Below are 24498 nucleotides of genomic sequence, written 5' to 3' on the forward strand. Positions count from 1 at the left end.
GAACGTCAGGGACGGTGGCGAGGGTATCGCCACCTGGACCTTCAGCGGGCTGAGGCGAGCTCCTGTTGAACACTCGCGACAGTTCTAGGCCATGGTTTACCAGCCTGGACCTTCGCTGGCAAGTTCTTGATGGCGGCGACGGCAGCTGCGCGGTTGGCAAAATTGCCATATGTCACCACGAACAGCGGCTTGCCTTGCAATGTTTTCTTGAAATAACGGTACTCACCGCCCTGCTCGCGCACATAGGACTGCGCGGCGCTTTCTGAGCTGGTACCGAAAATCTGAACCACGTACGTACCGGGTGCCTGCGAGGTGTACCAGCTTGCGCCCAACTTGCCGGAGGTAGGTTTCTCCAGGGGTTTTTCGACGGGCTTGGCCGGCGCAGGCGCGGGCTTGGCCAGGGCGAGCTGCTGAGCAGGCGTGGGCTTGGGGGCAGGCGCGGGCTTGCTGGCAACTGCTGGCTCGCTGAAGTCCGGTTCGGGCTCCTGCGCAGGCACTGGTACCGGCGTTACCGCAGGCGTGGCAGGCGCGCCTACCGGTGGAGCGCTGCTGGTGACCATGGGTGGCTGGCCAGCCCCGGAGTTGTCATCCACAGGCGGTGCACCGTCGTCGCCTTCATCGCCCGCGGCTGAAGCCAGCGGCTCACGTACCACGGGTTGGCCGTTAAGCGGCAAGGGCTTGGAGTTACCGGCGAATTCGATTGCAGGGTTCCCTTCCTGGTTAGACTTGGCGCCACCAGGTTGGCCTTCGCCCAGAGGCAGTTGGGCCTGCTCGCTACCTGTGCTCGGGGCCTTGTTGTGGCCGGATAACAACCCAGCGGCCGCCACGACTATCACGACGACCGCAGAGAGGGCCAGTAGGTATTTCTTAGGCATTTTAAATCCTATTGAAGGGCGCTTACCGGCGGAGCGACTGGCGATCATTGCCTCGATCATGGAGTCCCGCGCGACCTGATTAATAGCCCCAGGCCACCCCGCGGAGGACTCATGAATGTCCGCGATCTGCTCATTACTGAATAATGCGATGCCCTTGCCAGCGCCTTCCAGGCGCTGCGCCAAGTATTCGCGGGTTTCTTCGAGCGTGTACGGCTGCAGCTCGATGATGTGGTAACGCTCTGGCCCGGCGTCTAGCTCATCCAGGGCAGCGATCAGGGAGGGCTCGCCGAACAGGAACACATGAGGCCGCCCTTCGGACAGCCCAGCCGCCAATTCGAGCAGGGCTTCAAGTGCTGAAGTGTCGAGCTGCTCTGCATCGTCTACCAGCAGGTAGACCTCTTGCCCGGTCAGCCCAAGCTGAACCACGCGAGAAAGGATGCTGCCAATGGATACCTCGGTAGCGACCACGCCCTGGGCAACCTGGCCCAATACACTGGCAGCTTCACCAGCGCCACGGGCCGAGACCACGACACTCATCACCGACTGCTTGTTGGTACTGGCCACCAATGCCTGACGCAGCAATGTCTTGCCGCTGCCCTGTGGGCCGGTGACCACCAGCATCAGTTGGCTATAACGCGCCATATGATGCAACTGGCCCAGCACTGGCTTGCGCTGCGCAGGAAAGAACTTGAACCCTGGCACCCGCGCGGCAAAGGGGTCGTGGTCCAACTGGTAATGACCGAGGAAGGCCTCATCGGCATGCAGACTTGTCATCGAGCTCTCACTAACCTCAAAGCTGATCCACGATGGTGCGGTAATCCGCAGTCAGCGTGGCCTGGAGTATCTGTGGGTCATAATCATCGGTAACCACCGCCGTGCCTAGCTGCTTGAGCAATACCAGACGCATGCGGCCATCAATCACCTTTTTATCCACCGCCATGTGACGCAGGAAATCAGCCGGAGCCATTTCGGTAGGCGGCACTACCGGCAGCTTGGCCCTGAGCATCAGGCGGATACCCCGGTCGCGCTCTGCCTGGCTAAGCCAGCCCAGCCGCATGGACATTTCCAGCGCCATGGCCGTACCGGCCGCAACCGCTTCGCCGTGTAGCCATACACCATACCCCATCTGGGTTTCGATGGCGTGGCCAAAGGTATGCCCCAGGTTGAGCGTGGCCCGTACACCCGCTTCGCGCTCATCTGCGTTCACTACCACGGCCTTCGCCGCGCAGGACCGCCGAATGGCCTTGGTCAGTGCCACCTGATCCAGGCTCATGAGCGCGTCCATGTGGGTTTCGAGCCACGTGAGGAAGGGTTCGTCGCAGATCAACCCGTACTTGATTACCTCGGCCATGCCTGCAGACAGCTCGCGAAGCGGCAAGGTACGCAAAGTGGCGGTATCGATCAGCACGGCCTTTGGCTGGTAGAAAGCACCTACCATGTTTTTGCCCAGAGGGTGATTGATGCCGGTTTTCCCCCCCACGGAGGAGTCGACTTGAGACAGCAAGGTGGTGGGCAACTGGATGAAGTCCACACCACGTTGGTAGCAGGCCGCCGCGAAACCCGCCATATCACCCACAACCCCACCGCCCAAGGCGATTACCGTAGTGCGGCGGTCATGCCGGGCGCCTAGCAAAGCGTCGAAGATACGCTGAAGGGTTTCCCAGTTTTTATAGGCCTCGCCGTCGGGAAGCACCACAGGCAGCACGAACCGCCCTTCCAAGGCCTTGCTGACTTGCTCCAGGTACAAGGGGGCAACCGTTTCGTTAGTGACGACCGCCACCTGCCGGCCCGCAAGGTACGGCTGTAGCAGTGCCGGGTCGCTTAGGAGGTTCTCGCCAATGTGGATCGGGTAGCTACGTTCAGCCAGTTCGACCTTGAGTGTTTGCATGCTTTCGCCAATTCAGGCACAGGGCCATTGATCAAGTAGGTCGCGGATCATCACCGGGGAGGGAGGTGCCGCAGGCGTTCAAGGATATCCAGTACTACCATTCGTGGCGGCCGCTCGTCCGTTTTGATCACCACATCGGCAATTTCACGGTACAGCGGGTCACGTACGGCCAACAAGGCGCGCAACGTGGCTTCGGGGTTCGCAGTACGCAGCAGCGGGCGGTTGCGATCGCGAGCGGTTCGCCCTACCTGCTGCTCTACCGAGGCGTGAAGATACACCACCCTGCCACCGGCGTGGAGGGTCCTGCGATTGGTATCGCGCATCACCGCACCGCCGCCGGTGGCCAATACCAGGCCATCGCACGCGCACAACTCGGCAAGCATGGCCTCTTCACGTTCGCGGAAGCCCGCTTCGCCTTCTCGGTCGAATATCCAGGGAATGTTTGCCCCACAACGCGTTTCGATTTCCTTGTCGGAATCTCGGAAGGGCAAGCGCAACTCTTTGGCAAGTAAACGGCCGATGGTGCTTTTTCCCGCGCCCATCGGCCCAACGAGTATCAGATTTCGCACAGCATCAATGACTCACAGCAGTCGCCTGGTTGTTCATGATACGCGGAGTCAGGAACACCAGCAGTTCGGATTTGGAGTCCGAGACCACGTCCCGGCGGAATAAGCGCCCAACATACGGCACATCGCCCAGGAATGGCACCTTGTCTGTCGTTTTGTTCTGGGTGTTGGAGAACACACCGCCGATCACGATCGTTTCGCCATCGTTGACCAGCACCTTGGCGTTAACTTCATTCTTGTCGATCGGTGGCACGCCCAGCACTTCATTGAGGTAGTTGGGCGCGTCCTTGTTAACCTTGACCTCCATGATGATGCGGTTATCTGGTGTGATCTGCGGCGTCACCTCCAGAGACAGCGCCGCCTCCTTGAACGACACCGTGGTAGCGCCGCTTGAGCTGGACTCTTGGTAAGGAATTTCCGTGCCCTTGAGGATCTTGGCGGTTTCCTTGTCAGAGGTCACGACCTTGGGCTGCGAGACCACTTCGCCGTTGCCAGTCCGCTCCATGGCGCTGAGCTCAAGGTCGATCAGCGTATTACTGGTCACGAAGCCCAGACCTATGCCTGAGGTTGCATCGGTGGCCCCCAGGTCTACGAAGGGAGTATTGGTACCCACGTCGCTGCCGGTGTTGCCGGCTTCGTCGCCGTTGTTGTCCAAACCATAAATAGTGGTATTGCCATGCCCACTGGACGTGCCGCCCCAGCGTACGCCCAAGGATTTGTTGTAGCCCACGTTGGCCTCTACGATCCGCGCCTCGATCATGACCTGGCGCACTGGAATGTCCAGTTGGGCCACGATACGGCGCAGCTCATCCAGGCTGTCCTGGGTCTGGTACGCGATGATGCTGTTGGTGCGGTCATCTACCGTAATCGAGCCGCGAGCATCGTCATTGTCCTTGGCCCCCGTAACCGACTGGAACAGCTTGGCGATGTCCGCCGCCTTGGCGTAGTTCACCTGGATCAGGTCGCGACGTAAGGGCGCCAGCTCTTGGAGCTGCTTTTGCGACTCCAACTCCTGACGCTCCCTGGCTGCGATTTCATCCGCTGGGGCCACTAGCAGCACATTACCGACCTTGCGCTTATCCAAGCCTTTGGTTTTCAAGACCAAGTCCAGCGCCTGATCCCAAGGCACGTTCTGTAGCCGTAGGGTAATGCCGCCCTGCACGGTGTCACTGGCCACCAGATTGAGGTTGGTGAAGTCTGCAATCAATTGCAGCACCGAGCGCACGTCGATGTCCTGGAAATTCAGCGACAGCTTTTCACCGGTATACACATTGCGGTCGGCGTTGCGGCGCTGAAGGTCTTCGTTGGTAAGGGGGCGCACGCTCAAGGTGAGCTTGTTGTCCGCCTGGTACGCGGAGTAGTCGAAGGCGCCGGTAGGCTCGATGGTGACTACCGCGCTGTCGCCTGACACCGTGGAATTGACGAATTGCACAGGCGTTGCAAAGTCTTTCACGTCCAGGCGCAGCCGCAGGGCATCCGGCAGGGCTGTTTTGGGGAAAGTCACGATAATCTGCCCGCCCTGCTCCTTGACGTCAGGGCTGATGGAAGGGTCGCTCAGCGCAATCACCACGTTGCCTTCCCCCAGAGGGCCACGCTGGAAGTCCACGTTACGGACAGCTTTGCCAGCCATGACAGGTGCTGAGGAACGGGCCGGAGCGGGCGCTCGGGGGGTGGCCGCAGCCTTGGCTGGCGCGGAAGCCTGCACGGCCACCGCCCCCTGGCCAATCAATACGAATACGTTATTCCCCTCTACGCGGGTGCTGTAAGGCACGAGGGTGGTGAGATTGACGATCAGTCGGGTGCGGTCCTTGGCTTCGATCAGTGCGAGGGTACGGGCATTGCCCACGCCTAGATCACGGCTTCGGTTGGTCACCTGGTTGATCACACCAGGGAAGTCCAGCGCAATCCGCGCCGGGTCTTCAGTGGTATAGCCCTTAGGCGCCGTCATGGGGCTGTCGAACGATAGCTTGAGCTCGATGCGATCACCTGGCAGCGCCGCGACATCAAGGGACTTGAGCGTAGCCGCCAGCAAAGCCGGAGACGCCAGCAGCGCAACCAGCGCGATGCCGAAGGCGGAGAAAATCCTATTCATTGTTTGGTTCCACTGAGCATACTTGACCGACCCTGTCAGGAGGGTTCCTTGAGCAAAATGGCACGCGGCCGTTCCAGCCACCCGCCTTCACCATCGGGAACCAATTCCACGACATCGACTTCTGTGTCGCTGATGGCAGTGATCCTGCCCTCGTTCTGGCCAATGTAGTCGCCTACCTTGACCCGGTGGACCCCACCGCCGCCCTTCATCAAAGCGAATTTACCTGACGCGTTGGCCAGTGTACCGACCATTTCGAACTCCTCGATATTGAACCCTTCGAGGAACTGCTTCACCCGGTTTACGTCAGGATGTATGTCACGCCGCCCTTTTTCACGGCTGGCCTGTTCCACGCGAACAGGTGGCTGGAAAGGGCTGCGCAGGTCTGAAGCCTGATAGGTGAATGCCTGGTAGGCCTGGAACCGTGGGATAGGCTCTATGGCGCCCTTGGGCTTCTCATTCACTTCTTTCAAGTACGCATCTATATCAGAGAAATCGTTACCGCCGTCGCACCCTGCCAGCGCCAGTAGCAGCACCGGGAGGCTTACCTTGAGCCACGCCCTCATTGCGCCAGCCCCTTGTCATTGTATCGATAGGTCTTGGCCAGGATCTGCATGCGCAGTTGTGAAGTGCTGTCTTCGCTGGCTGGCTTAACGTCGAAATCATGCAAGGTTACGATGCGTGGCAGGCTTGCCACGCCACTCACGAAGGTGGCCAGGTCGTGGTAGTTACCGGTGACCGTGATTTGTATCGGCAGCTCAATGTAGAACTGCTGCGCGGTCTCGGGCAGCAGCTTGATTTCCTCGAACTCAAGCCCGGCGCCCAAACCCGTGCGCGTAATGTCCTCCAGCAAGCCGGGCACCTCGGTATCACTGGGCAACTGACGAAGCATGGCGCCAAACGAGGTTTCCATTTCTTTCATCTGCGCGGTATAGGCTTCCAGGTTGGCGGCCTGGAAGGCTTTGGTCGCGTATTGCTGGCGAAGGGTTTGCTCTTCGGCTACATGGTTGTTGAGGTCGTCCTCAAGGTCCTGGATATGGAAGTAGTAACCCAGCCCTAGCAATGCTACTGCGAGCAAGATGGCTGCGACCCCTTTTACCGCAGCCGGCCACGACCCCACGTTGTTAAAGTCCAGCTCGTTTAGCTCAACCTTGCGCAGGCTGTCTAGCCATCCGGACATATTCATTTGTCGTCCTCCTCCACCGACGGCGCTGTCTGCCGTACGGACAACTGGAACAGGTTGGTCTGGTCGGTATCGGCGTCTGCCTTGGCCTTGACCTCAGTGAGCGAAGGGGCTTCCAGCCAGGGAGAAGCGTCCAGATTGCGCATCAGGTCCGAAACTCGGTTATTGGATTCGGACGCGCCCGTGATATCAATCTGCTTGCCGACCATTTTCACTTCGGAGAAATACACACCGTCTGGCAAGGTGTGCGCCAGCTGGTCGAACACCCGCCCGATAATGGGACGGTTGCCTTGCAAGTCCTGGATGATACGCATACGCGCCAGCAGCTGTTTGCGGCGGGTCTTGAGCTCACTGATGGCTTTGATGCGTTGATCGAGGTTGGCGTTTTGGGTTTGCAGGTACGTGTTGCGTGCGCTTTGGCGGCTGATTTCACCTTTGATGTACTGGTCCGCCAAAAAGATCACCCCGCCACAAAAGATCACGACCGCCGCCAGCAATAGCAGGAATTGTTTCTTGCGCTCCTCGCGCTGCTGGTCGCGCCAGGGCAACAGGTTGATGCGTGCCATCAGTCGAAACTCCTGAGCGCTAGCCCGCAGGCGATCATCAGCGCCGGGGCATCACTGGCCAGCGCGCCAGCGTTTACCTTGCTGTTAAGTGCCATGTCTGCAAAGGGGTTGGCAACGACGGTAGGGGTGCCGATACGCTGCTGTATCAACTGATCCAGCCCCGCCAGGGACGCCGTGCCCCCGGCAAGCACGATGTAGTCGACCTCAGTGAACTGCCCGGCTGCGAAGAAGAACTGCAATGAGCGTGACACTTGCTGCACGACCGCTTCGCGAAATGGCTGTAGCACCTCGGCCACATAGTCATCCGGCAGCCCGCCCTGTTTTTTCGCAAGCCCGGCCTCTTCCATGCTCAGGCCGTACCGACGCTGGATTTCTTCGGTCAGTTGGCGGCCGCCAAAGAGTTGCTCACGGGTGTAGATGATTCGCCCATTGTGAATCACGCTTAAGGTGGTCATGGTAGCGCCTACGTCTACCACCGCCACCGTGAGTGGCTGGTCACCGGCATGCAACTGCGCCGTGAGCAAGCCAAACGCACGCTCCAACGCATAGGCTTCGACGTCTACCACGCGGGCGGTGAGCCCGGCCACTGCCAATGCAGCCTCGCGCACCTCGACGTTTTCCTTACGGCAGGCTGCAAGTAACACCTCCACCCGCTCGGGATTACGCGCGGACGGCCCCTGCACCTCAAAATCGATGGCCACTTCTTCAAGCGGATAGGGAATGTACTGATCGGCTTCGAGCTTGAGCTGGTTTTCCATCTCATCGTCAGTCATGCCTGCGTCCATTTCAATGGACTTGGTAATCACCGCAGAGCCTGACACCGCCAGCGCGACGCCACGTGTGGCGGTTCTGGCCTTGGCGACTACGCGTAGCAAGGCATTACCGACCCCTTCAAGCTCGGCAATGTTTTTCTCGACCACGGCATTGGCGGGCAACGGCTCCACCGCGTAGGACTCTACCTTAAAGCGGTCCCCAACCCGGCTCAGCTCCAGGAGCTTGACTGAAGTGGAACTGATGTCGATCCCTAAAAGCGAGTTCGCTTTCTTGCTGAAGAGTCCTAGCACTGCCTATTCCCTAGCACTATCCGAGACTTACGGACCATTTATGGTACAAGGCATTTAATAGCAGTCTTGACAGAAGCGCAAATGACGCTCCACTACAAAATGCTTATAATGCCGAGCGCTTTTTTTGCCTTGGCCCGCCTGAACGGCTAAGCCCTTATTCTTACTGGAAATCCGAAAGCCTTGATCCGCTTGCTCAAGTTTTTCTGCTGGTCCATCCTCGCTGTAGTCTGCGGGCTCGTGCTCGGGCTAAGCGGTGCCTACCTGTATCTTAGCCCTGGGCTGCCCTCCGTGGAGGTGCTCAAAAGCGTTCAGTTGCAAATTCCCTTACGGGTGTACAGCAGCGACGGAAAATTGATAGCAGAATTTGGCGAAATGCGTCGGTCTCCTATCAAGTTTTCCGACATTCCGCCTCATTTCATCCAGGCCCTGTTGTCTGCCGAGGACGACAACTTCGAAAACCACTACGGGGTAGATCCTTCGAGCCTGGTGCGGGCGGCCAGCCAATTGCTACGTAGCGGCCACATCCAGACCGGTGGCAGTACCATCACCATGCAGGTGGCGAAAAACTACTTCCTTAGTAGTGAACGCAGCTTTTCTCGCAAAACCAACGAAATATTGCTGGCACTGCAAATCGAACGGCAGTTGAGCAAGGATGAAATCCTTGAACTCTATGTGAACAAGATTTACCTGGGCAACCGTGCTTATGGGATCGAAGCGGCTGCACAGGTGTATTACGGCAAGTCCATACGCGACTGCAGCCTGGCGCAGATGGCGATGATCGCAGGCCTGCCGAAGGCGCCGTCACGCTTTAACCCGCTGGCTAACCCAGCACGGGCCAAAGAGCGTCGCGATTGGATTCTAGGCCGGATGTACAAGCTAGGTAAGGTAGACGAAGCCAGCTATCAGGCCGCGCTGGCTGAGCCCATCAATGCCAGCTACCACGTGTCTACACCCGAACTCAACGCGCCTTATATTGCCGAGATGGCCCGAGCAGAGATGGTCGGCCGCTATGGCAGTGAAGCCTATACCGAGGGCTTCCGGGTGACCACGACCGTCCCAGCGCCTTTGCAGGAGCATGCCAACAGTGCCGTGCTTGAAGGGCTGGTGGCTTACGATCAGCGCCATGGCTATCGCGGCCCCGAATCGCGCCTGGCGGGCAAAACGCATGACGCCTGGCTGGCAGAGCTTACGCGCCAGCGTACCTTCAACACTCTGGACCCAGCCATCGTTACTCAGGTCGATAAAACTGGCATCACCGTGCTCACCCGTGAGGACAAGCAGGAGCATGTGGCCTGGGACACCATGAAATGGGCACGGCCGTTCGTTAACACTAATAGCCAGGGTCGCGCGCCGAGCCAACCTGCCGACGTCGCCCAGGTGGGTGATCTGATCCGCATCCAACGCCAAGCTGATGGCAGCTTGAAATTCAGCCAGGTGCCTGTAGCTCAGAGCGCACTGGTTTCCCTTGACCCACGCGATGGTGCTATTCGTGCATTGGTCGGCGGCTTCGCGTTCGAGCAGAGCAACTACAACCGCGCCATGCAGGCCAAGCGTCAACCGGGGTCGAGCTTCAAGCCCTTCATTTATAGCGCCGCGCTGGATAACGGCTATACGCCCGCCAGCCTGGTGAATGATGCGCCTATCGTGTTCGTGGATGAGGCCGTGGACAAAGTATGGCGGCCGAAAAACGACACCAATACCTTCCTTGGGCCCATACGCCTGCGCGAAGCGCTGTATAAGTCGCGCAACCTGGTATCAATCCGCGTGCTGCAAAGCCTGGGTGTGGAACGCACCGTCGATTACATCACTCGCTTTGGCTTCAACCGGCAAGATCTCCCACGCAACCTGTCCCTGGCCCTGGGTACGGCGACCCTGACTCCCATGGAGATCGCCACAGGCTGGAGCGCATTTGCCAATGGTGGATTCAAGGTTGCGCCTTACCTGATCCAAACCATCGAAAGCCGTAACGGCGAGGTCTTGTTCACGGCTGCACCGCCAACGGTGCCCACTGCCGAGCAAGAAGCCTCTGAGCCCGCTGAACCTGTGGCAACTGCAACTACTGGCAATGACCTCCAGGCCGGTACGGGATCGGCTGCCGCAGCATCGGCTGCCGCAGGGGTACCTGCGACAGGGACGCCTGCCACAGGGATGCCTGCCACAGGGATGCCTGCCACAGGGATGCCTGCCACAGGAATGCCTGCCAGTGCGCCGGTGTTTGCGCCGCGCATCATTGATGGCCGTACCACCTATATCCTCAACAGCATGCTTGAAGACGTCATCAAGAAAGGCACTGGTCGCCGCGCCCTGGCCCTTAACCGCCCAGACATCGCGGGCAAGACAGGCACCACCAACGACTCGAAAGATGCCTGGTTCTCCGGCTATAACGGGGACTACATGACGACCGTATGGACCGGTTTTGACCAGCCGGAAACCCTGGGCCGCAAGGAGTTCGGCGGAACGGTATCGTTGCCGATCTGGATGAATTACATGGGCGCGGCACTCAAGGACAAGCCACCTCATACCCAACCCGAGCCTGAGGGCATCGTTAGCCTGCGCGTAGATCCGGTTACCGGCCGTGCGGCTACGCCTTCTACGCCCAATGCCTACTTCGAACTATTCAAAAGCGAGGATACCCCGCCGTCGGTGAATGAGCTTGGCAACGGCACTGCGCCCGGCAGCCCTCTACCGGCAGACGAGGCAGCGCCTATGGACCTGTTCTAAGTTGACGAAAGCGGCTGCAGGCTTGACTCCAGGGATCGCCAACTGCCGTTGGTTCCTACGGGCGCAAGCCCGCGACGGGCATTGTGGGAGTCAACGACAGCTGACGAAGACTGTTTGCACACGCTGCCTCAGCTTCTTGTAGCAGCGCAAAAAGAAACCGGCCATGGCCGGTTTCTTTTTGCCTCTAGAGGACTGTTCAGTCCTTGAACACGTCGTCCACGCTTTTGAGCGGGTAGTTGGCAGGATACGGCAGGGTTGCCACGCCGCTCTCAATAGCAGCTTTGGCGACCGCATCCGAGATCACGCCGATCAAACGAGCGTCCAGCGGCTTGGGGATGATGTACTCACGACCAAAGCTCAGGCTCTCTACGTTATAGGCGTCACAGACGTCCTGAGGCACCGGCAGCTTGGCCAGGTCACGCAGCGCACGGGCAGCGGCAATTTTCATTTCTTCGTTGATGCGCTTGGCGCGAACGTCCAATGCACCGCGGAAGATGAAGGGGAAGCCCAATACGTTGTTCACTTGGTTCGGGTAGTCCGAACGGCCGGTGGCCATGATGACGTCGTCACGCGTGGCGTGCGCCAGCTCGGGCGAAATTTCCGGATCCGGGTTGGAGCAGGCGAACACGATCGGATTAGCCGCCATGCTCTTGAGGCCTTCTGCGCTGAGCAGGTTCGGGCCAGACAAGCCTACGAAGACATCCGCGCCGTCCAAGGCATCGGCCAAGGTGCGCTTGTCGGTCTCATGGGCAAACACCGACTTGTACTGGTTAAGATCGCTACGGCCGGCATGGATCACGCCAGTACGGTCGATCATGTAGATGTTTTCGACCTTGGCACCCATGCTGATGAGCAGCTTCATGCACGAGATGGCGGCAGCACCGGCCCCCAGGCAGACGATCTTGGCTTCTTCAAGCTTCTTACCAGCGATTTCCAGGGCATTGAGCATGCCGGCGGCGGTCACGATGGCCGTACCATGCTGGTCGTCATGGAACACTGGAATGTCGCACTGTTCGATCAAAGCACGCTCGATTTCGAAACACTCGGGTGCCTTGATGTCTTCCAGGTTGATGCCACCGAAGGTAATGGAAATACGCTTGACGGTATCGATGAAGGCCTGAGGGCTTTCGGCATCCACTTCGATGTCGAACACGTCCACGCCTGCAAAGCGCTTGAACAGAACGCCCTTACCTTCCATGACGGGCTTGGAGGCCAGTGGGCCCAGGTTGCCGAGGCCGAGAATGGCGGTGCCATCAGAAATCACTGCCACCAGGTTGCCCTTGCCGGTGTACTTATAGGCAAGCTCCGGGTCACGGCCGATTTCACGAACAGGTTCGGCGACGCCCGGGCTATAGGCCAGCGACAGGTCGCGAGCGGTAGCGGTAGCCTTGGTGAGTTCGACGCTCAGTTTCCCTGGGCGAGGAAGAGCATGGTATTCGAGAGCGGCAGTTTTGAGATCTGACATAGTGGCGTTCCGCTTGACTGTTGAGCTTTTTCGGAGCGCCGAGGATACGCACAAAGGAAAGTCGCGACAAGACTACCCAGTCACGGCTGTCAAGATGCAGCGTCTACGACTTTCGCCTCAAATGAGGCAGGTCAAGGTCGGGTCATGGTCTCTGGCCCTGACGCACAGCCGTCGCGCAAGCAGGGATACCCGACCGGCGGGCATCTAGAAACGTCTAGCGCGGCCCTTGGCGCTGGCCCAGCCACCTCAACTGCACGTACAAATATTCGCGAACAACAAAAAAGGCGCCCGCAAGGGACGCCTTTTTGATTCAGCCTGGATAAGCCGCGGGGGCTATTCCATGCAAAAACCTTAGTTGGCTTTTGCAGTGCCGAACACGCCGAAGCGCTGCTTGAAGCGATCGACACGGCCGCCGGTATCCAGCATTTTTTGCTTGCCGGTGTAGAACGGGTGGCACTCGTTGCACACGTCCAGGCTCAGAGGCTTGGCCAGCGTGGAACGGGTTTTGATAACGTTACCGCAGCTGCAGGTAGCGTCGATGGCTTCGTATTTCGGATGGATTTCAGGCTTCATGGGTATTTCCTCTATTGTCGCGCCGCCATCCGGCACCATTGCCGGATACCGCACTTACTGGGCGAAATATACTACCAGAGCAGTACGCCAGCGCAAGCGCAGCGGGCTACCGATGGTCGTGACCCAGACCAAGTGATAGCCTTGCCCATTGCACCGCCCTCGCCGTGGAAGCCATTGTGCCCGACGTTATATTGCGCCTCGCCCTGCCCTCGCCCCTGCGCCGCCTATTCGATTACAGGGCGCCCGCTGGCGTACGCGCCACTGCGCTCGAGCCTGGCATGCGCTTGAGAGTGCCCTTTGGGCGGCGTGAGATCATCGGCGTGCTGATCGAAGTCACCGACCACACCGACGTGCCTCGCGACAAGCTCAAAGCCGCCACCGCGTTGCTGGACGACAGTTCGCCTATTCCGCCTGGCATGTTCAGCCTCTGCTTATGGACCGCCCAGTACTACCAACACAGCCTGGGCGACACCTTGGCATGGGCACTGCCAGCGTTGCTTCGCCAGGGCGAACCCGCCGAGGCGCGCCAGGAGCGGTTCTGGAGCGTCGTGCCAACAGCCACCAGCGCAGACCCGCGCCTGGCCAGGGCACCACGGCAGCGTGATGCGTTCATTGCATTGGCGCAACACCCTCATGGCGTTGCTCACTCTCTTATTCCTCGCCTGGGCCTGGCCAAAGAGGCATTAGACGCACTGCAGGCCAAGGGCCTGGCCACGGTAGACATTCGTGGTCATGCACCTGCCAAGCGGCACGCTCATTGGCTTGCCCAACCCGAGCTGCCACTGAACCCTGAGCAACGTACCGCCTACGAAGCAGTCAAGAGCAGCTTTGGCCACTTTCATGCCTTTCTACTGGCCGGGGTAACCGGCAGCGGGAAGACGGAAGTGTATCTGCAACTGATTCATCAAACGCTTGAAGCCGGCAAACAAGCCTTGGTGCTTATTCCTGAAATCAACCTGGGCCCGCAAACCGTGCTGCGGTTCGAGCAGCGCTTCAATGCACGCATCGCACTAGTGCATTCGGCGGTCAACGACCGTGAGCGCCTGGATGCCTGGATCGCCGCGCGGGATGGCGACGCGGACATCATCATCGGCACCCGCTCCGCCCTGTTCACACCGATGCTCAACCCAGGGCTGATTATCGTGGACGAGGAGCACGACAGCTCGTACAAGCAACAGGAAGGCCTGCGCTACCATGCCCGTGACCTGGCAGTGGTGCGCGCCCGGCAGGATAACGTGCCTGTCGTGCTGGGGTCGGCCACGCCCTCGCTAGAAACCCTGCACAATGCCCACAGCGGCCGCTACGGGTTGCTGCGCATGGAGCAACGCGCAGGCGGTGCCAAGCCGCCCCGCTATCTGCGCCTGGACGTCAAAAGCCGCCCCCTAGACAGCGGCCTGAGCCCACCACTGCAACAAGCGATCGGCCAGGTACTCGCCTTGGGCCAGCAGGTACTGGTGTTCCTGAATCGTCGCGGCTTTGCCCCCACCTTGCTGTGTCACGACTGCAGTTGGCTGTCGGAATGCCCGCGATGCGATGCCCGCATGACGGTGCACCTGCGCTCAGGCGAGCTGCGCTGCCACCACTGCGGCCACGCGACGCCCCGCCCCCGTCAATGCCCCGCGTGCCAGTCGGTTGACCTGAGGCCTGTAGGCGCTGGCACCGAGCGCGCGGAAGAGCGTTTGAATACGTTATTCCCGAATGTTCCGGTCATACGGGTGGACCGGGACAGCACCGCCCGCAAAGACGCCATGGCGCAACTGTTCACACGCATACAGCGTGGCGAGCCCTGCATCCTGGTAGGCACTCAGATGCTTGCCAAGGGCCACCATTTTCCACGGGTTACGTTAGTGGCCATTCTCGATGCCGATGGCGGGCTGTTCTCAGCAGACTTTCGAGCGGCCGAACGCATGGCACAGCTCATCGTGCAGGTGGCCGGGCGGGCGGGACGGGCGGAGGAGCCAGGGCGCACGATTATTCAAAGCCACATGGCCGACCATCCGTTGCTCATACAACTCACTGAAGAAGGCTACTTCGCGTTCGCCGACCAGGCTCTGAGCGAGCGTCGGGGGGCAGGCCTTCCGCCGTTTTGCCACCTGGCGCTGTTGCGTGCCGAAGCCCAAAAGCCCGGCCAGGCAGAGGCATTTCTCGACCAGGCGTGCATAGAAGCCGAACGCTTGCGCGAGCAACTGGGTGTGAAGGCCGTCGAGCTGCTAGGCCCTGTACCTGCGCCCATGGAGCGTCGCGCCGGTCGCTACCGTGCGCAACTGCTCGTGCAAGCCAACGCCCGTGCGCCACTGCACCGCCTGCTGAGCCTATGGGTACTGCAGTTGGAGCAGTTACCCGGCGGGCGCCAGGTACGCTGGTCACTGGATGTCGACCCCATTGACCTTTATTGAATAGCCGCGAAGGTTGGCAAGCCCGGCCGAGGAACGGATAATGCCGAGCTTTTCCACCCGCGCACCATGCGCCGCCGCCCTGCGGCACACGAGACAATCATGAAAGACACCATTCGCTTGCTGATCCAACACGCTCTCGCCCGCCTTGTAGAAGACGGCGTGCTGCCGGTTGGGCTAACGCCTGCGATCCAGGTTGAAAACACTCGAGACAAGGCCCACGGCGACTTCGCCAGCAACATCGCGATGATGGTGGCCAAACCCGCCGGCCTCAAGCCACGAGACCTTGCCGAGAAAATCATCGCCGCGCTGCCTGCCAGCGAGCAAGTGAGCCGCGCCGAGATCGCAGGCCCTGGCTTCATCAACTTCTTCCAGAACACCCAGGCCTTGGCCGCGCGGCTCGACCAGGCACTGGCTGACCGCAAACTCGGTGTTCGCAAGGCCAGCCCGGCTCAACGGGTTGTAGTGGACCTCTCGGCCCCCAACCTTGCCAAAGAGATGCACGTGGGCCACCTGCGCTCCACCATCATTGGTGATGCCGTGGCCAATGTGCTGGGGTTTCTCGGCGACACGGTCATCCGTCAGAACCACGTGGGCGACTGGGGCACCCAGTTCGGCATGCTATTGGCCTACCTGGAAGAAAACCCGGCTGACAGCGACCAGCTGTCTGACCTCGAAAACTTCTATCGCGCTGCGAAAAAGCGCTTTGACGAGTCCGAAGATTTCGCCGAGCGCGCACGCACGCTGGTGGTCAAGCTTCAAGCAGGTGACCCCGACTGCCTGAACCTGTGGAAGCGCTACAATCGCGTTTCCCTTTCCCACTGCCAGAAAACCTACGAACGCCTGAACGTGCGCCTCACCCCTAACGATGTAATGGGTGAAAGCGCCTATAACGAAGACCTGCCCAGTGTGGTGGCAGACTTGCGGGCAAAGGGGCTGCTGGAAGAGAGCGAAGGCGCGCAATGCGTCTTCCTGCCCGAGTTCAAGACTGCGGACGGCGACCCCCTGCCAGTCATCGTGCAAAAGGCTGGCGGTGGCTATCTGTACGCGACCACCGACCTGGCCGCGGTTCGCTATCGCAGCAGCGTGCTCAAGGCCGAGCGTGCCCTGTATTTCGTGGACCAACGCCAGGCCCTGCACTTCCAGCAAGTATTCGAGGTCGCACGCCGCGCAGGCTTTATCACCAACGGCATGACACCCGAACACATGGGCTTCGGTACCATGAACGGCGCCGATGGCCGCCCGTTCAAAACCCGCGATGGGGGTACGGTCAAGCTGATCGACCTGCTCGACGAGGCCGAACAACGCGCCTATGCCTTGGTGAAGGAAAAAAACCCCGACCTGGAAGAAAGCCGCTTGCGTGACATCGCACGCGTTGTAGGCATTGGTGCGGTCAAGTACGCAGACCTGTCCAAGCACCGTACCAGCGACTACAGCTTCAACTTCGACCAGATGCTCAACTTCGAAGGCAATACGGCGCCCTACCTGCTCTATGCCTACACCCGGGTAGCCGGCGTCTTCCGCAAACTGGGCAAGGGTTACAGCGAAACCGAAGGCCACATCGTGCTCGAAGCCCCGCATGAGCAGGCGCTGGCGGCGCGGCTGGCGCAATTTGCCGAAACCCTCAATACCGTCGCAGAGAAAGGCACCCCGCATGTGCTGTGCAGCTACCTGTACGACGTCGCGGGCTTGTTCTCCAGCTTCTACGAACACTGCCCGATCCTTGGCGCGGACACCCCTGTCCAGCAGCAAAGCCGGCTGCGCCTTGCGGCCCTCACCGGCCTGATCCTCAAGCAGGGCCTGGAGCTACTAGGCCTGGAAACACTGGAGCGCATGTAAGTTGGCGGCGAAAAAACCTGCACCCAAACGCGGCGCCAGCCGTAACCAGGCCCCTGCCAAACAGCCTATTCCTGGCTGGCTATGGCTGGCCATTGGCTTGTCGGTGGGCGCGTTCATTGTGTTTCTAATGAAACTCGAGCCGGGCCGTGATGAGGTCAAGCGCGTCAAGCCAGAAGACCAAAAGGCGGCACGTGTAGCTGAAGCACAGAAAACCCCGCCCAGCCCGGAAAAGATCAAACCCAAGTACGATTTCTACACCCTGCTGCCTGAGTCTGAAGTGATCGTGCCGCCTGAGGCGGTGCCGGAGAAAACACCGCCTGTGCCGGCGCAACCCGTTACGCCGGCACAGGCGGCGAAGATCGACACCGCACGCGCGCAAGCGGCGCTGTCTGGCCAGGTGCCGCCACCTGCGCCTGCGGTTATCAAGCCGGCAGCCACCACGCAGTATTACCTACAGGCAGGCTCGTTCCGCAAGCAAGCCGACGCTGAAAAGGTGCGTGCTCAAATCATCCTGCTAGGCCAGGCAGTGCAGGTAGAGTCCGGTATGGTCAAGGAAGACACCTGGTACCGGGTACTGGTAGGCCCCTTCAGCAATCGCGAGCAACTGACCGCTGCGCAGAAAATGCTCGCGGGCAGCGGCTTCAACAATCTGTTGCTGCAACAACGACAAAGCCGCCAGTAAGCCCGTAACGCCGCCGCCTGCTTGCAGGGCCGCCTCATAGTGTTGTGGGGCGGTACCGGCACGCCTGGCGGCGTGACAGGTGCTGGTTGAAATTCTTCCCCGCCATCCCCACATCTTCTGCATTGGGCAGTTTCGCCCCGCAGCGTGAGGACGTTCCCTTGACCACCATCGTTTCAGTCCGCCGCCATGGCAAGGTCGTCATGGCCGGGGATGGCCAGGTTTCCCTTGGCAATACCGTGATGAAAGGCAACGCCAAAAAGGTCCGCCGCCTGTACCACGGCCAAGTGATCGCAGGTTTCGCCGGCGCAACCGCCGATGCGTTCACCCTGTTCGAGCGCTTTGAGGCGCAATTGGAAAAACACCAGGGCCATTTGGTGCGTGCCGCTGTAGAACTGGCGAAAGATTGGCGTACCGACCGCTCTTTGAGCCGGCTCGAAGCCATGTTGGCCGTGGCCAACAAAGATGCCTCGCTTATCATTACCGGCAATGGTGACGTGGTCGAACCTGAAGACGGCTTGATCGCAATGGGCTCCGGCGGTGCATTCGCCCAGGCAGCCTCCCGTGCGCTGCTGAACAAAACCGACCTGTCGGCGCGGGAAATCGCCGAATCCGCACTTCATATTGCCGCGGACATTTGTGTATTCACCAATCATCACCTGACCATCGAGGAGCAGGACCTCGCGCAGTGACATGCCCGAGGCCGTTAACGCCATGTCCATGACCCCCCGTGAGATCGTCCACGAACTGAACCGCCATATCATCGGCCAGGACGATGCCAAGCGCGCCGTCGCCATCGCCCTGCGCAACCGCTGGCGGCGCATGCAGCTGCCCGCTGAGCTGCGCGCCGAAGTAACGCCCAAGAATATCCTGATGATCGGCCCTACCGGCGTGGGTAAGACCGAGATCGCCCGGCGCCTGGCCAAGCTTGCCAACGCGCCCTTCATCAAGGTGGAGGCAACTAAGTTCACTGAAGTGGGCTACGTCGGGCGCGATGTAGAATCCATTATCCGCGACTTGGCCGACGCTGCGATGAAGCTGCTGCGAGAACAAGAAATCATCAAGGTGCAGCACCGTGCCGAAGACGCTGCCGAAGAGCGCATCCTCGACGCCTTGTTGCCACCTGCGCGGGCCGGTTTCAACGAAGACCCCGCGCCAAGCAGTGACTCCAACACGCGTCAGCTCTTCCGTAAGCGCCTGCGTGAAGGCCAGTTGGACGATAAAGAGATTGAAATCGAAGTTGCAGAAGCCGTGGGCGTGGACATTTCTGCACCACCTGGCATGGAAGAGATGACCAACCAGCTGCAAAGCCTCTTTGCCAACATGGGCAAAGGCCGCCGCAAGGCCCGCAAGCTCAAGGTTAAAGAAGCGTTCAAGTTGGTGCGTGACGAAGAAGCCGGCCGTCTGGTCAACGAGGAAGAGCTGAAGGCCCAAGCGCTTGAGGCCGTTGAACAGCACGGTATTGTGTTTATCGATGAGATCGACAAAGTGGCCAAGCGCGGTAATGTAGGCGGCGCTGACGTCTCCCGTGAAGGCGTTCAACGTGACCTGTTGCCGCTAATCGAAGGTTGCACCGTGAATACCAAGCTGGGCATGGTCAAAACAGACCATATCCTGTTCATCGCCTCCGGCGCCTTCCACTTGAGCAAGCCAAGCGACCTGGTGCCAGAGTTGCAAGGCCGTCTGCCGATCCGTGTAGAACTCAAGGCCCTGACCCCTGGGGACTTCGAGCGCATCCTCAGCGAACCTCATGCCTCGCTGACTGAGCAGTACCGTGAGCTGCTCAAAACCGAAGGGTTGGGGGTCGAGTTCCAGCCAGACGGCATCAAGCGCTTGGCGGAAATCGCCTGGCAGGTGAACGAGAAGACTGAGAACATCGGTGCCCGGCGCCTGCACACGCTACTTGAGCGGCTACTTGAAGAAGTGTCGTTCAGCGCGGGCGATATGGCCAGTGCTCAAAATGGCGAGCCTATCAACATCGATGCGGCGTATGTCGACCATCACCTGGGTGAACTGGCCCAGAACGAAGACCTGTCGCGTTATATCCTTTAACCTTTGCGTAACCCCCAAGCGGTCAGCGCGGGTTACTGTGCAACGCCCCGCCGGAGATCAACAGGGCCCTGAAGGGCCCTTTTCGAGCCACTGCCATGCACCGCTTTCCCACTGCAATCAATCTGCATAAAGCATCCAAAACCCTCACCCTTACCTATGGGCCGGATGAAACCTACGTGTTAGACGCAGAGTTTTTGCGTGTGCACTCTCCGTCCGCAGAGGTACAAGGGCACGGGACACCCGTGTTGCAGTACGGCAAGCTCAAGGTAGGGCTGATGAGCGTAGAGCCTGCTGGCCAATATGCCCTCAAGCTCACGTTCGACGATGGCCACGACAGTGGCCTATATACGTGGAGTTACCTCTACGAGCTGGCAACGCGCAAAGACGCCCTGTGGCAGGAGTACCTCGCAACCCTGCACGCTGCCGGTAAAACCCGTGATCCGGCAGAGGCGGTAGTCAGGTTCACGCCCTAGGGCAGAGGCAGGCGACTGCCAGTAGCCTGTCAGGGTTTAGCCGCGGCCTTGCGAGCCTTGGTTTTTTTCTCGCCTGTGCCCGTTTCGTCTACAGCGGTCTTAGCCTTGGCGGCTTTCTTTGCAGGTTTTGCATTGGCCGCGTTCAAGGCTATCGCCTTTTCAACCAAGGCCTCGGCACCCTTGGTTTTAGGCAAGGCGCCGGCCAACGGCGCCACAGGCTTGGCTTTCGCTTTGGCGGCGGCCGAGGCAGCGTTGCCAGGGCTGGCCTTGGCGCTAGCTTTGGGGCTGACCGATGTAGGGGCCTTAGCGGCTAACGCCTGCTTGGCTGCAGCTAGCTGAGCCTCTTCAACCTGCTTTCCTTCCAAAACCAACGCGTCGAACGCATCACGCCCGTCACTGCCCGACCTTGCATAGGCACCCAGGCCGGCCAGCCAGATCTTCCGAGACTGCGCCCCGATGCCGCCCACCAAGGAAGCGGTTTGTTTTTCTACCTTCTTCTTGCCTGCCATGATGCGATCCCTGTGAAGTGCGGGCGGTTTATTCCGCCAGCGCCTGCCATTGGTCGAATTTAACGCGTGTTCGTTCCGTACCGCTTGCTGGAACGAGCATGTGCAGCGAGCGCCCGTCCGATTGCCAGGTCAGGCAAGTGTCTTGTCCAGAGCCCGATTGACCTCGGCTTCAATCATGGGGCCCATCATCGCCAGCATCATGCCCAGCTTGAGCTCCACCACCACCGTGTTATCGCCTACGACTACCTGGCCCGTTACGCCTGAGCGTTTGAGGTGGACTACATCGCCCTCCCATTGGGCTTCCATGTCGTATTTGCTCACCAATTTTTCCACAAGGCGCTCCGCTTTCTGCCGGGCTACTTCTTTACCCAACTGATGCTCACGCTCTACCCTGATCTGACTCATTGATGGCTCTCTGATACTGAACAATAGCCGGTATATTAACGCGCTTGACGGCCTGTTCCATACGCCAAGACAAAAGCCACCGGGGCCGATTAGAATGGCTGATCTTTTTCCAGTGGCAGCGATATGAACGATCAGCGCAAAGGCAGCGATGCCGAACCCACCACTCACTTCGGCTACCAGAACGTTCCGGAAAGCCAGAAGGCGAAAAAGGTTGCCGACGTGTTCCACTCGGTCGCGGCCAAGTACGACGTCATGAACGATCTACTCTCTGGCGGCATGCACCGGCTCTGGAAGCGCTTCACCATCGAGCTATCGGGTGTGCGGGTAGGTAATCGTGTACTGGACATCGCGGGCGGCACTGGAGACTTGGCCCGCAAGTTTTCCCAACTGGTTGGGCCAACTGGCGAAGTGGTATTGGCAGACATCAACGCGTCCATGCTCAAGGTAGGCCGGGACCGGCTGCTGGACCTTGGCGTGGCGGGCAACGTGCAGTTCGTACAGGCAGACGCGGAAAAGCTCCCGTTCCCTGATAACCATTTCGATTGCGTCACCATCGCGTTTGGCTTGCGCAACGTCACTCACAAGGAAGATGCCCTGCGCTCGATGCTGCGCGTACTCAAGCCTGGCGGTCGATTGCTGGTGCTGGAGTTTTCCAAACCCACTAGCAAGTTGATGTCCAAGGCCTACGACGCTTATTCCTTCGCCTTCATGCCGCTGATGGGCAAGCTGATCGCCAACGACTCCGAAAGCTATCGTTACCTGGCCGAATCGATCCGCATGCATCCAGACCAGGAAACCCTAAAGGCCATGATGGCAAGCGCCGGGTTCGACCGTGTCACCTACCACAACATGACCTCCGGCATCGTAGCGCTGCACAGAGGCATCAAGCCCTGATGCTCACCCTCGCCCTGCTGGCCGCCGCCGAACGCGGCGTCAACGCCGCGCTGCATCTGGACAGTACCGCTTTGCCTCGCATGGCTGCGCTGTCAGGGCACGTGATTCTCATCGACTGCCCGCAACCTCGGCAGCGGCTATACCTGATCCCTGGCGCTGCAGGCCTTACCTTGGCGCGCCAATGGGAGGCGCCTGCCACCTGTACCCTGCATGCTCCACTCAGCCTGCTAGTGCAGTTGGCAGTACGGCAGGATAAAACCCGCGTACTCCATGCGCCAGAGGTCAGCCTCAGTGGCGATAGCACCGCACTCACAGAGGTGGCTGCGATACTGCAGCACCTTGAGCTCGACTGGGAATACGAGTTGGCCCGTTGGTTGGGCCCAGTGCCTACTGCCCTGCTGGCCGGCCACCTGCGCCAACGGGCGGGCTGGGCACGTCGCGGCAGTGGGCGGCTTACGGCTACCGTGGCTGATTACTTGAACGAAGAAACACGAACCCTGGTCGGAAAGCGTGAAGCCGAGGCGCGCTTTGGCGAACTCGACGAACTCAAGTTGCGAACCGACCGCCTACAGGCGCGTCTCGACCGTCTGCTCCACACCCTTGAAGCCAGCGATAACGCATGAAGCTGCTCGCCGCCGTACTTCGTTTGTTACGCATCTTGCGCGTTGCCATTCGTTTCCGCCTCGATGACCTGATCCTCGCGCTGCCCCTGCCGTGGTGGCTACGCATTGTGCGGTTTGGCCTGCCGTGGCGCTGGTTTCCGCGCAGCAACCGCCAACTCAGCCGAGGCGCCTGCCTACGGTTGGCCCTGCAGGACTTGGGGCCAATCTTTATCAAGTTCGGGCAAATTCTGTCTACGCGTCGAGACTTGCTGCCCGAAGACATCGCCGACGAGCTGATGAAGCTGCAAGACCGCGTGCCGCCTTTCGATCCCAAGCAGTCAATGCAACTGATCGAATCCCAACTGGGCATGAAGATTACCAGCGTGTTCAGCCGCTTCGACGTAGAGCCCATGGCGTCAGCCTCGGTGGCGCAGGTACATGCGGCCCAGCTCAAAACTGGCGAAGAGGTAGTGGTCAAGGTGGTGCGCCCAGGGCTGCGCCCGATCATCTCTCAGGACATTGCCTGGCTATTCATCCTGGCGCGCATGGCTGAGCGCGTGTCGGCCGATGCCCGCTTGTTGCACCCGGTAGACGTCGTAGCCGACTACGAAAAAACCATCTACGACGAGCTGGACCTGCTGCGCGAAGCCGCGAATGCAAGCCAATTGCGGCGAAACTTCGAGGATTCAGACCTGCTGTACGTTCCGCAGATCTACTGGGACTGGTGCCGCCCCAAGGTGTTGGTGATGGAGCGTATCTATGGTGTTCAGGTAAACGACATGGCTACCTTGGCCGACCAACGTACTGACATGAAGCTACTGGCCGAGCGTGGGGTAGAGATCTTTTTCACCCAGGTGTTCCGTGACAGCTTCTTTCACGCTGACATGCACCCTGGCAACATCTTCGTCAGCACGGTCACCCCATGGGACCCACGCTACATTGCGATCGACTGCGGTATCGTCGGCAGCCTTACACCAGAAGATCAGGACTACCTGGCGCGCAACCTGTTTGCCTTTTTCAAGCGTGATTACCGTCGCGTAGCGCAGTTGCATATTGATTCAGGCTGGGTCCCGGCAGAAACCAAACTCAATGAATTCGAAGCCGCGATCCGCACCGTCTGCGAACCGATCTTCGAGAAGCCGCTCAAGGACATTTCATTTGGCCAGGTGCTGATGCGCCTGTTCCAGACCGCCCGCCGGTTCAACATGGAAGTTCAGCCGCAGTTAGTGCTGCTGCAAAAAACCCTGCTTAACATTGAGGGCCTGGGGCGCCAGCTGTACCCCGACCTCGATCTCTGGGTCACCGCGCAGCCGTTTCTGGAGCGCTGGATGCGTGAACGCATGAGCCCGCGTACCGTACTGCGTAACATGCAGGCCCAGGTAGAACAGCTGCCTCACCTCGCCAATATGACTCGCGATCTACTTGAACGGATGTCCCAGCCGCACCGCAAGGACCCGCCGCCGCCGTGGCGCCGCAGCAGTGAGCGCGCCGCTTTGCGTGTGGTGGGGGGTATTCTGCTTACAGGTGGTGTGTTCATGGCCGCCACTGGCGCGGCCATAGACAGCCTTGAAGGCTGGCCTGCCTGGCTGATGGTGGCCTGTGGGGTATATCTCGTAGTACGTGGATAGCCAGCCTGGAGCGAGGCTGGCACACTAGGCAGCA

The 24498-nt window shown here is 59.8% G+C and carries 21 protein-coding genes and 2 pseudogenes; 11 read left to right on the plus strand and 12 right to left on the minus strand.

Annotated features, from left to right (window positions below):
* Positions 1–41 precede the first annotated feature (41 nt).
* Genes AC4LE2_RS19460 through AC4LE2_RS19495 form a run of 8 tightly spaced genes read right to left on the minus strand, consistent with a single transcriptional unit; the run spans position 42 to position 8231 of the window.
* On the minus strand, positions 42–1649 hold the full coding sequence (locus AC4LE2_RS19460; protein WP_491827571.1) for an AAA family ATPase: 1608 nt from the start codon (positions 1647–1649) through the stop codon (positions 42–44).
* Between the two features lie 16 nt (positions 1650–1665).
* Positions 1666–2763 (minus strand): 3-dehydroquinate synthase, encoded by a 1098-nt coding sequence (gene aroB, locus AC4LE2_RS19465; protein WP_491827573.1) that lies wholly within the window; start codon positions 2761–2763, stop codon positions 1666–1668.
* Positions 2764–2813: 50 nt separating this feature from the next.
* The gene (aroK, locus tag AC4LE2_RS19470; protein WP_491827575.1) at positions 2814–3332 is read right to left on the minus strand and encodes a shikimate kinase AroK; all 519 of its coding nucleotides are present in this window, start codon (positions 3330–3332) and stop codon (positions 2814–2816) included.
* Between the two features lie 4 nt (positions 3333–3336).
* Positions 3337–5421, minus strand: coding sequence for a type IV pilus secretin PilQ (locus AC4LE2_RS19475; RefSeq protein ID WP_491827577.1), 2085 nt, complete (start codon positions 5419–5421; stop codon positions 3337–3339).
* Between the two features lie 35 nt (positions 5422–5456).
* Positions 5457–5984 carry a pilus assembly protein PilP gene (locus AC4LE2_RS19480; RefSeq protein WP_491827579.1) on the minus strand — a complete coding sequence of 176 codons (528 nt, stop codon included), beginning with the start codon at positions 5982–5984 and terminating at the stop codon, positions 5457–5459.
* Positions 5981–6604, minus strand: a complete 624-nt coding sequence (pilO, locus tag AC4LE2_RS19485; protein WP_491827581.1) for a type 4a pilus biogenesis protein PilO — start codon at positions 6602–6604, stop codon at positions 5981–5983. The genes AC4LE2_RS19480 and pilO overlap by 4 nt, the downstream gene beginning before the upstream one ends.
* A complete protein-coding gene (locus AC4LE2_RS19490; protein ID WP_491827583.1) occupies positions 6601–7167 on the minus strand; it encodes a PilN domain-containing protein in 567 nt (188 codons plus the stop codon). The genes pilO and AC4LE2_RS19490 overlap by 4 nt, the downstream gene beginning before the upstream one ends.
* Entirely contained in the window at positions 7167–8231 is a 1065-nt protein-coding gene (locus AC4LE2_RS19495) for a pilus assembly protein PilM (RefSeq protein ID WP_491827585.1), read from the minus strand. Before AC4LE2_RS19495 ends, AC4LE2_RS19490 begins: the two co-directional genes overlap by 1 nt.
* A gap of 180 nt (positions 8232–8411) precedes the next feature.
* Here AC4LE2_RS19495 and AC4LE2_RS19500 point away from each other — a divergent pair.
* A pseudogene (locus AC4LE2_RS19500) lies at positions 8412–10238 on the plus strand (penicillin-binding protein 1A); the annotation flags it as partial.
* Between the two features lie 210 nt (positions 10239–10448).
* Positions 10449–10952 (plus strand): annotated as a pseudogene (locus AC4LE2_RS19505) (peptidase); the annotation flags it as partial.
* Between the two features lie 196 nt (positions 10953–11148).
* On the opposite strand, the gene AC4LE2_RS19510 reads toward AC4LE2_RS19505, so the two are convergent.
* Together AC4LE2_RS19510 and rpmE are read right to left on the minus strand one after the other, a co-directional pair.
* On the minus strand, positions 11149–12417 hold the full coding sequence (locus AC4LE2_RS19510) for a malic enzyme-like NAD(P)-binding protein (protein WP_491827587.1): 1269 nt from the start codon (positions 12415–12417) through the stop codon (positions 11149–11151).
* A 351-nt stretch (positions 12418–12768) separates the two neighbouring features.
* The gene (gene rpmE, locus AC4LE2_RS19515; protein WP_491827589.1) at positions 12769–12990 is read right to left on the minus strand and encodes a 50S ribosomal protein L31; all 222 of its coding nucleotides are present in this window, start codon (positions 12988–12990) and stop codon (positions 12769–12771) included.
* Between the two features lie 176 nt (positions 12991–13166).
* On the opposite strand from rpmE, the gene AC4LE2_RS19520 reads away from it, so the two are divergent.
* The 6 genes from AC4LE2_RS19520 (at position 13167) to AC4LE2_RS19545 (ending at position 20426) form a co-directional block, all read left to right on the plus strand.
* Entirely contained in the window at positions 13167–15386 is a 2220-nt protein-coding gene (locus AC4LE2_RS19520) for a primosomal protein N' (protein ID WP_491827591.1), read from the plus strand.
* Positions 15387–15485: 99 nt separating this feature from the next.
* The gene (gene argS / locus AC4LE2_RS19525; protein WP_491827593.1) at positions 15486–17222 is read left to right on the plus strand and encodes an arginine--tRNA ligase; all 1737 of its coding nucleotides are present in this window, start codon (positions 15486–15488) and stop codon (positions 17220–17222) included.
* A 1-nt stretch (position 17223) separates the two neighbouring features.
* Positions 17224–17904: an SPOR domain-containing protein gene (locus tag AC4LE2_RS19530; RefSeq protein WP_491827595.1), complete on the plus strand. Its 681-nt coding sequence runs from the start codon at positions 17224–17226 to the stop codon at positions 17902–17904.
* 158 nt (positions 17905–18062) lie between these two features.
* On the plus strand, positions 18063–18593 hold the full coding sequence (gene hslV / locus AC4LE2_RS19535; protein WP_491828184.1) for an ATP-dependent protease subunit HslV: 531 nt from the start codon (positions 18063–18065) through the stop codon (positions 18591–18593).
* Positions 18594–18615: 22 nt separating this feature from the next.
* Positions 18616–19953, plus strand: a complete 1338-nt coding sequence (hslU, locus tag AC4LE2_RS19540; RefSeq protein ID WP_491828185.1) for an ATP-dependent protease ATPase subunit HslU — start codon at positions 18616–18618, stop codon at positions 19951–19953.
* A gap of 95 nt (positions 19954–20048) precedes the next feature.
* Positions 20049–20426, plus strand: coding sequence for a gamma-butyrobetaine hydroxylase family protein (locus tag AC4LE2_RS19545; protein WP_491827597.1), 378 nt, complete (start codon positions 20049–20051; stop codon positions 20424–20426).
* A 29-nt stretch (positions 20427–20455) separates the two neighbouring features.
* Here AC4LE2_RS19545 and AC4LE2_RS19550 read toward each other — a convergent pair whose 3' ends face one another.
* Together AC4LE2_RS19550 and AC4LE2_RS19555 are read right to left on the minus strand one after the other, a co-directional pair.
* A complete protein-coding gene (locus AC4LE2_RS19550) occupies positions 20456–20935 on the minus strand; it encodes a phasin family protein (protein ID WP_491827599.1) in 480 nt (159 codons plus the stop codon).
* A 129-nt stretch (positions 20936–21064) separates the two neighbouring features.
* Positions 21065–21340 carry a polyhydroxyalkanoic acid system family protein gene (locus AC4LE2_RS19555; protein ID WP_491827601.1) on the minus strand — a complete coding sequence of 92 codons (276 nt, stop codon included), beginning with the start codon at positions 21338–21340 and terminating at the stop codon, positions 21065–21067.
* A gap of 123 nt (positions 21341–21463) precedes the next feature.
* Here AC4LE2_RS19555 and ubiE point away from each other — a divergent pair, with 123 nt between their 5' ends.
* From ubiE to ubiB, 3 genes are read left to right on the plus strand one after another with little or no spacing between them, the layout of a single operon-like run.
* A complete protein-coding gene (gene ubiE / locus AC4LE2_RS19560; RefSeq protein ID WP_491827603.1) occupies positions 21464–22234 on the plus strand; it encodes a bifunctional demethylmenaquinone methyltransferase/2-methoxy-6-polyprenyl-1,4-benzoquinol methylase UbiE in 771 nt (256 codons plus the stop codon).
* On the plus strand, positions 22234–22857 hold the full coding sequence (locus AC4LE2_RS19565) for a ubiquinone biosynthesis accessory factor UbiJ (protein ID WP_491827605.1): 624 nt from the start codon (positions 22234–22236) through the stop codon (positions 22855–22857). The genes ubiE and AC4LE2_RS19565 overlap by 1 nt, the downstream gene beginning before the upstream one ends.
* Positions 22854–24464 (plus strand): ubiquinone biosynthesis regulatory protein kinase UbiB, encoded by a 1611-nt coding sequence (gene ubiB, locus AC4LE2_RS19570; RefSeq protein WP_491827608.1) that lies wholly within the window; start codon positions 22854–22856, stop codon positions 24462–24464. The genes AC4LE2_RS19565 and ubiB overlap by 4 nt, the downstream gene beginning before the upstream one ends.
* Positions 24465–24498: the final 34 nt, after the last annotated feature.

Source organism: Pseudomonas sp. 9.3L (assembly GCF_058536285.1).

Excerpts from the sequence above, each read along its gene's own strand:
- AC4LE2_RS19460 (WP_491827571.1), bottom strand. The coding sequence starts at position 1,649 with ATGACAAGTCTGCATGCCGATGAGGCCTTCCTCGGTCATTACCAGTTG.
- aroB (WP_491827573.1), bottom strand. The coding sequence starts at position 2,763 with ATGCAAACACTCAAGGTCGAACTGGCTGAACGTAGCTACCCGATCCAC.
- AC4LE2_RS19475 (WP_491827577.1), bottom strand. The coding sequence starts at position 5,421 with ATGAATAGGATTTTCTCCGCCTTCGGCATCGCGCTGGTTGCGCTGCTG.
- AC4LE2_RS19480 (WP_491827579.1), bottom strand. The coding sequence starts at position 5,984 with ATGAGGGCGTGGCTCAAGGTAAGCCTCCCGGTGCTGCTACTGGCGCTG.
- pilO (WP_491827581.1), bottom strand. The coding sequence starts at position 6,604 with ATGAATATGTCCGGATGGCTAGACAGCCTGCGCAAGGTTGAGCTAAAC.
- AC4LE2_RS19490 (WP_491827583.1), bottom strand. The coding sequence starts at position 7,167 with ATGGCACGCATCAACCTGTTGCCCTGGCGCGACCAGCAGCGCGAGGAG.
- AC4LE2_RS19510 (WP_491827587.1), bottom strand. The coding sequence starts at position 12,417 with ATGTCAGATCTCAAAACTGCCGCTCTCGAATACCATGCTCTTCCTCGC.
- rpmE (WP_491827589.1), bottom strand. The coding sequence starts at position 12,990 with ATGAAGCCTGAAATCCATCCGAAATACGAAGCCATCGACGCTACCTGC.
- argS (WP_491827593.1), top strand. The coding sequence starts at position 15,486 with ATGAAAGACACCATTCGCTTGCTGATCCAACACGCTCTCGCCCGCCTT.
- hslU (WP_491828185.1), top strand. The coding sequence starts at position 18,616 with ATGTCCATGACCCCCCGTGAGATCGTCCACGAACTGAACCGCCATATC.
- AC4LE2_RS19545 (WP_491827597.1), top strand. The coding sequence starts at position 20,049 with ATGCACCGCTTTCCCACTGCAATCAATCTGCATAAAGCATCCAAAACC.
- AC4LE2_RS19550 (WP_491827599.1), bottom strand. The coding sequence starts at position 20,935 with ATGGCAGGCAAGAAGAAGGTAGAAAAACAAACCGCTTCCTTGGTGGGC.
- AC4LE2_RS19555 (WP_491827601.1), bottom strand. The coding sequence starts at position 21,340 with ATGAGTCAGATCAGGGTAGAGCGTGAGCATCAGTTGGGTAAAGAAGTA.
- ubiE (WP_491827603.1), top strand. The coding sequence starts at position 21,464 with ATGAACGATCAGCGCAAAGGCAGCGATGCCGAACCCACCACTCACTTC.
- AC4LE2_RS19565 (WP_491827605.1), top strand. The coding sequence starts at position 22,234 with ATGCTCACCCTCGCCCTGCTGGCCGCCGCCGAACGCGGCGTCAACGCC.
- ubiB (WP_491827608.1), top strand. The coding sequence starts at position 22,854 with ATGAAGCTGCTCGCCGCCGTACTTCGTTTGTTACGCATCTTGCGCGTT.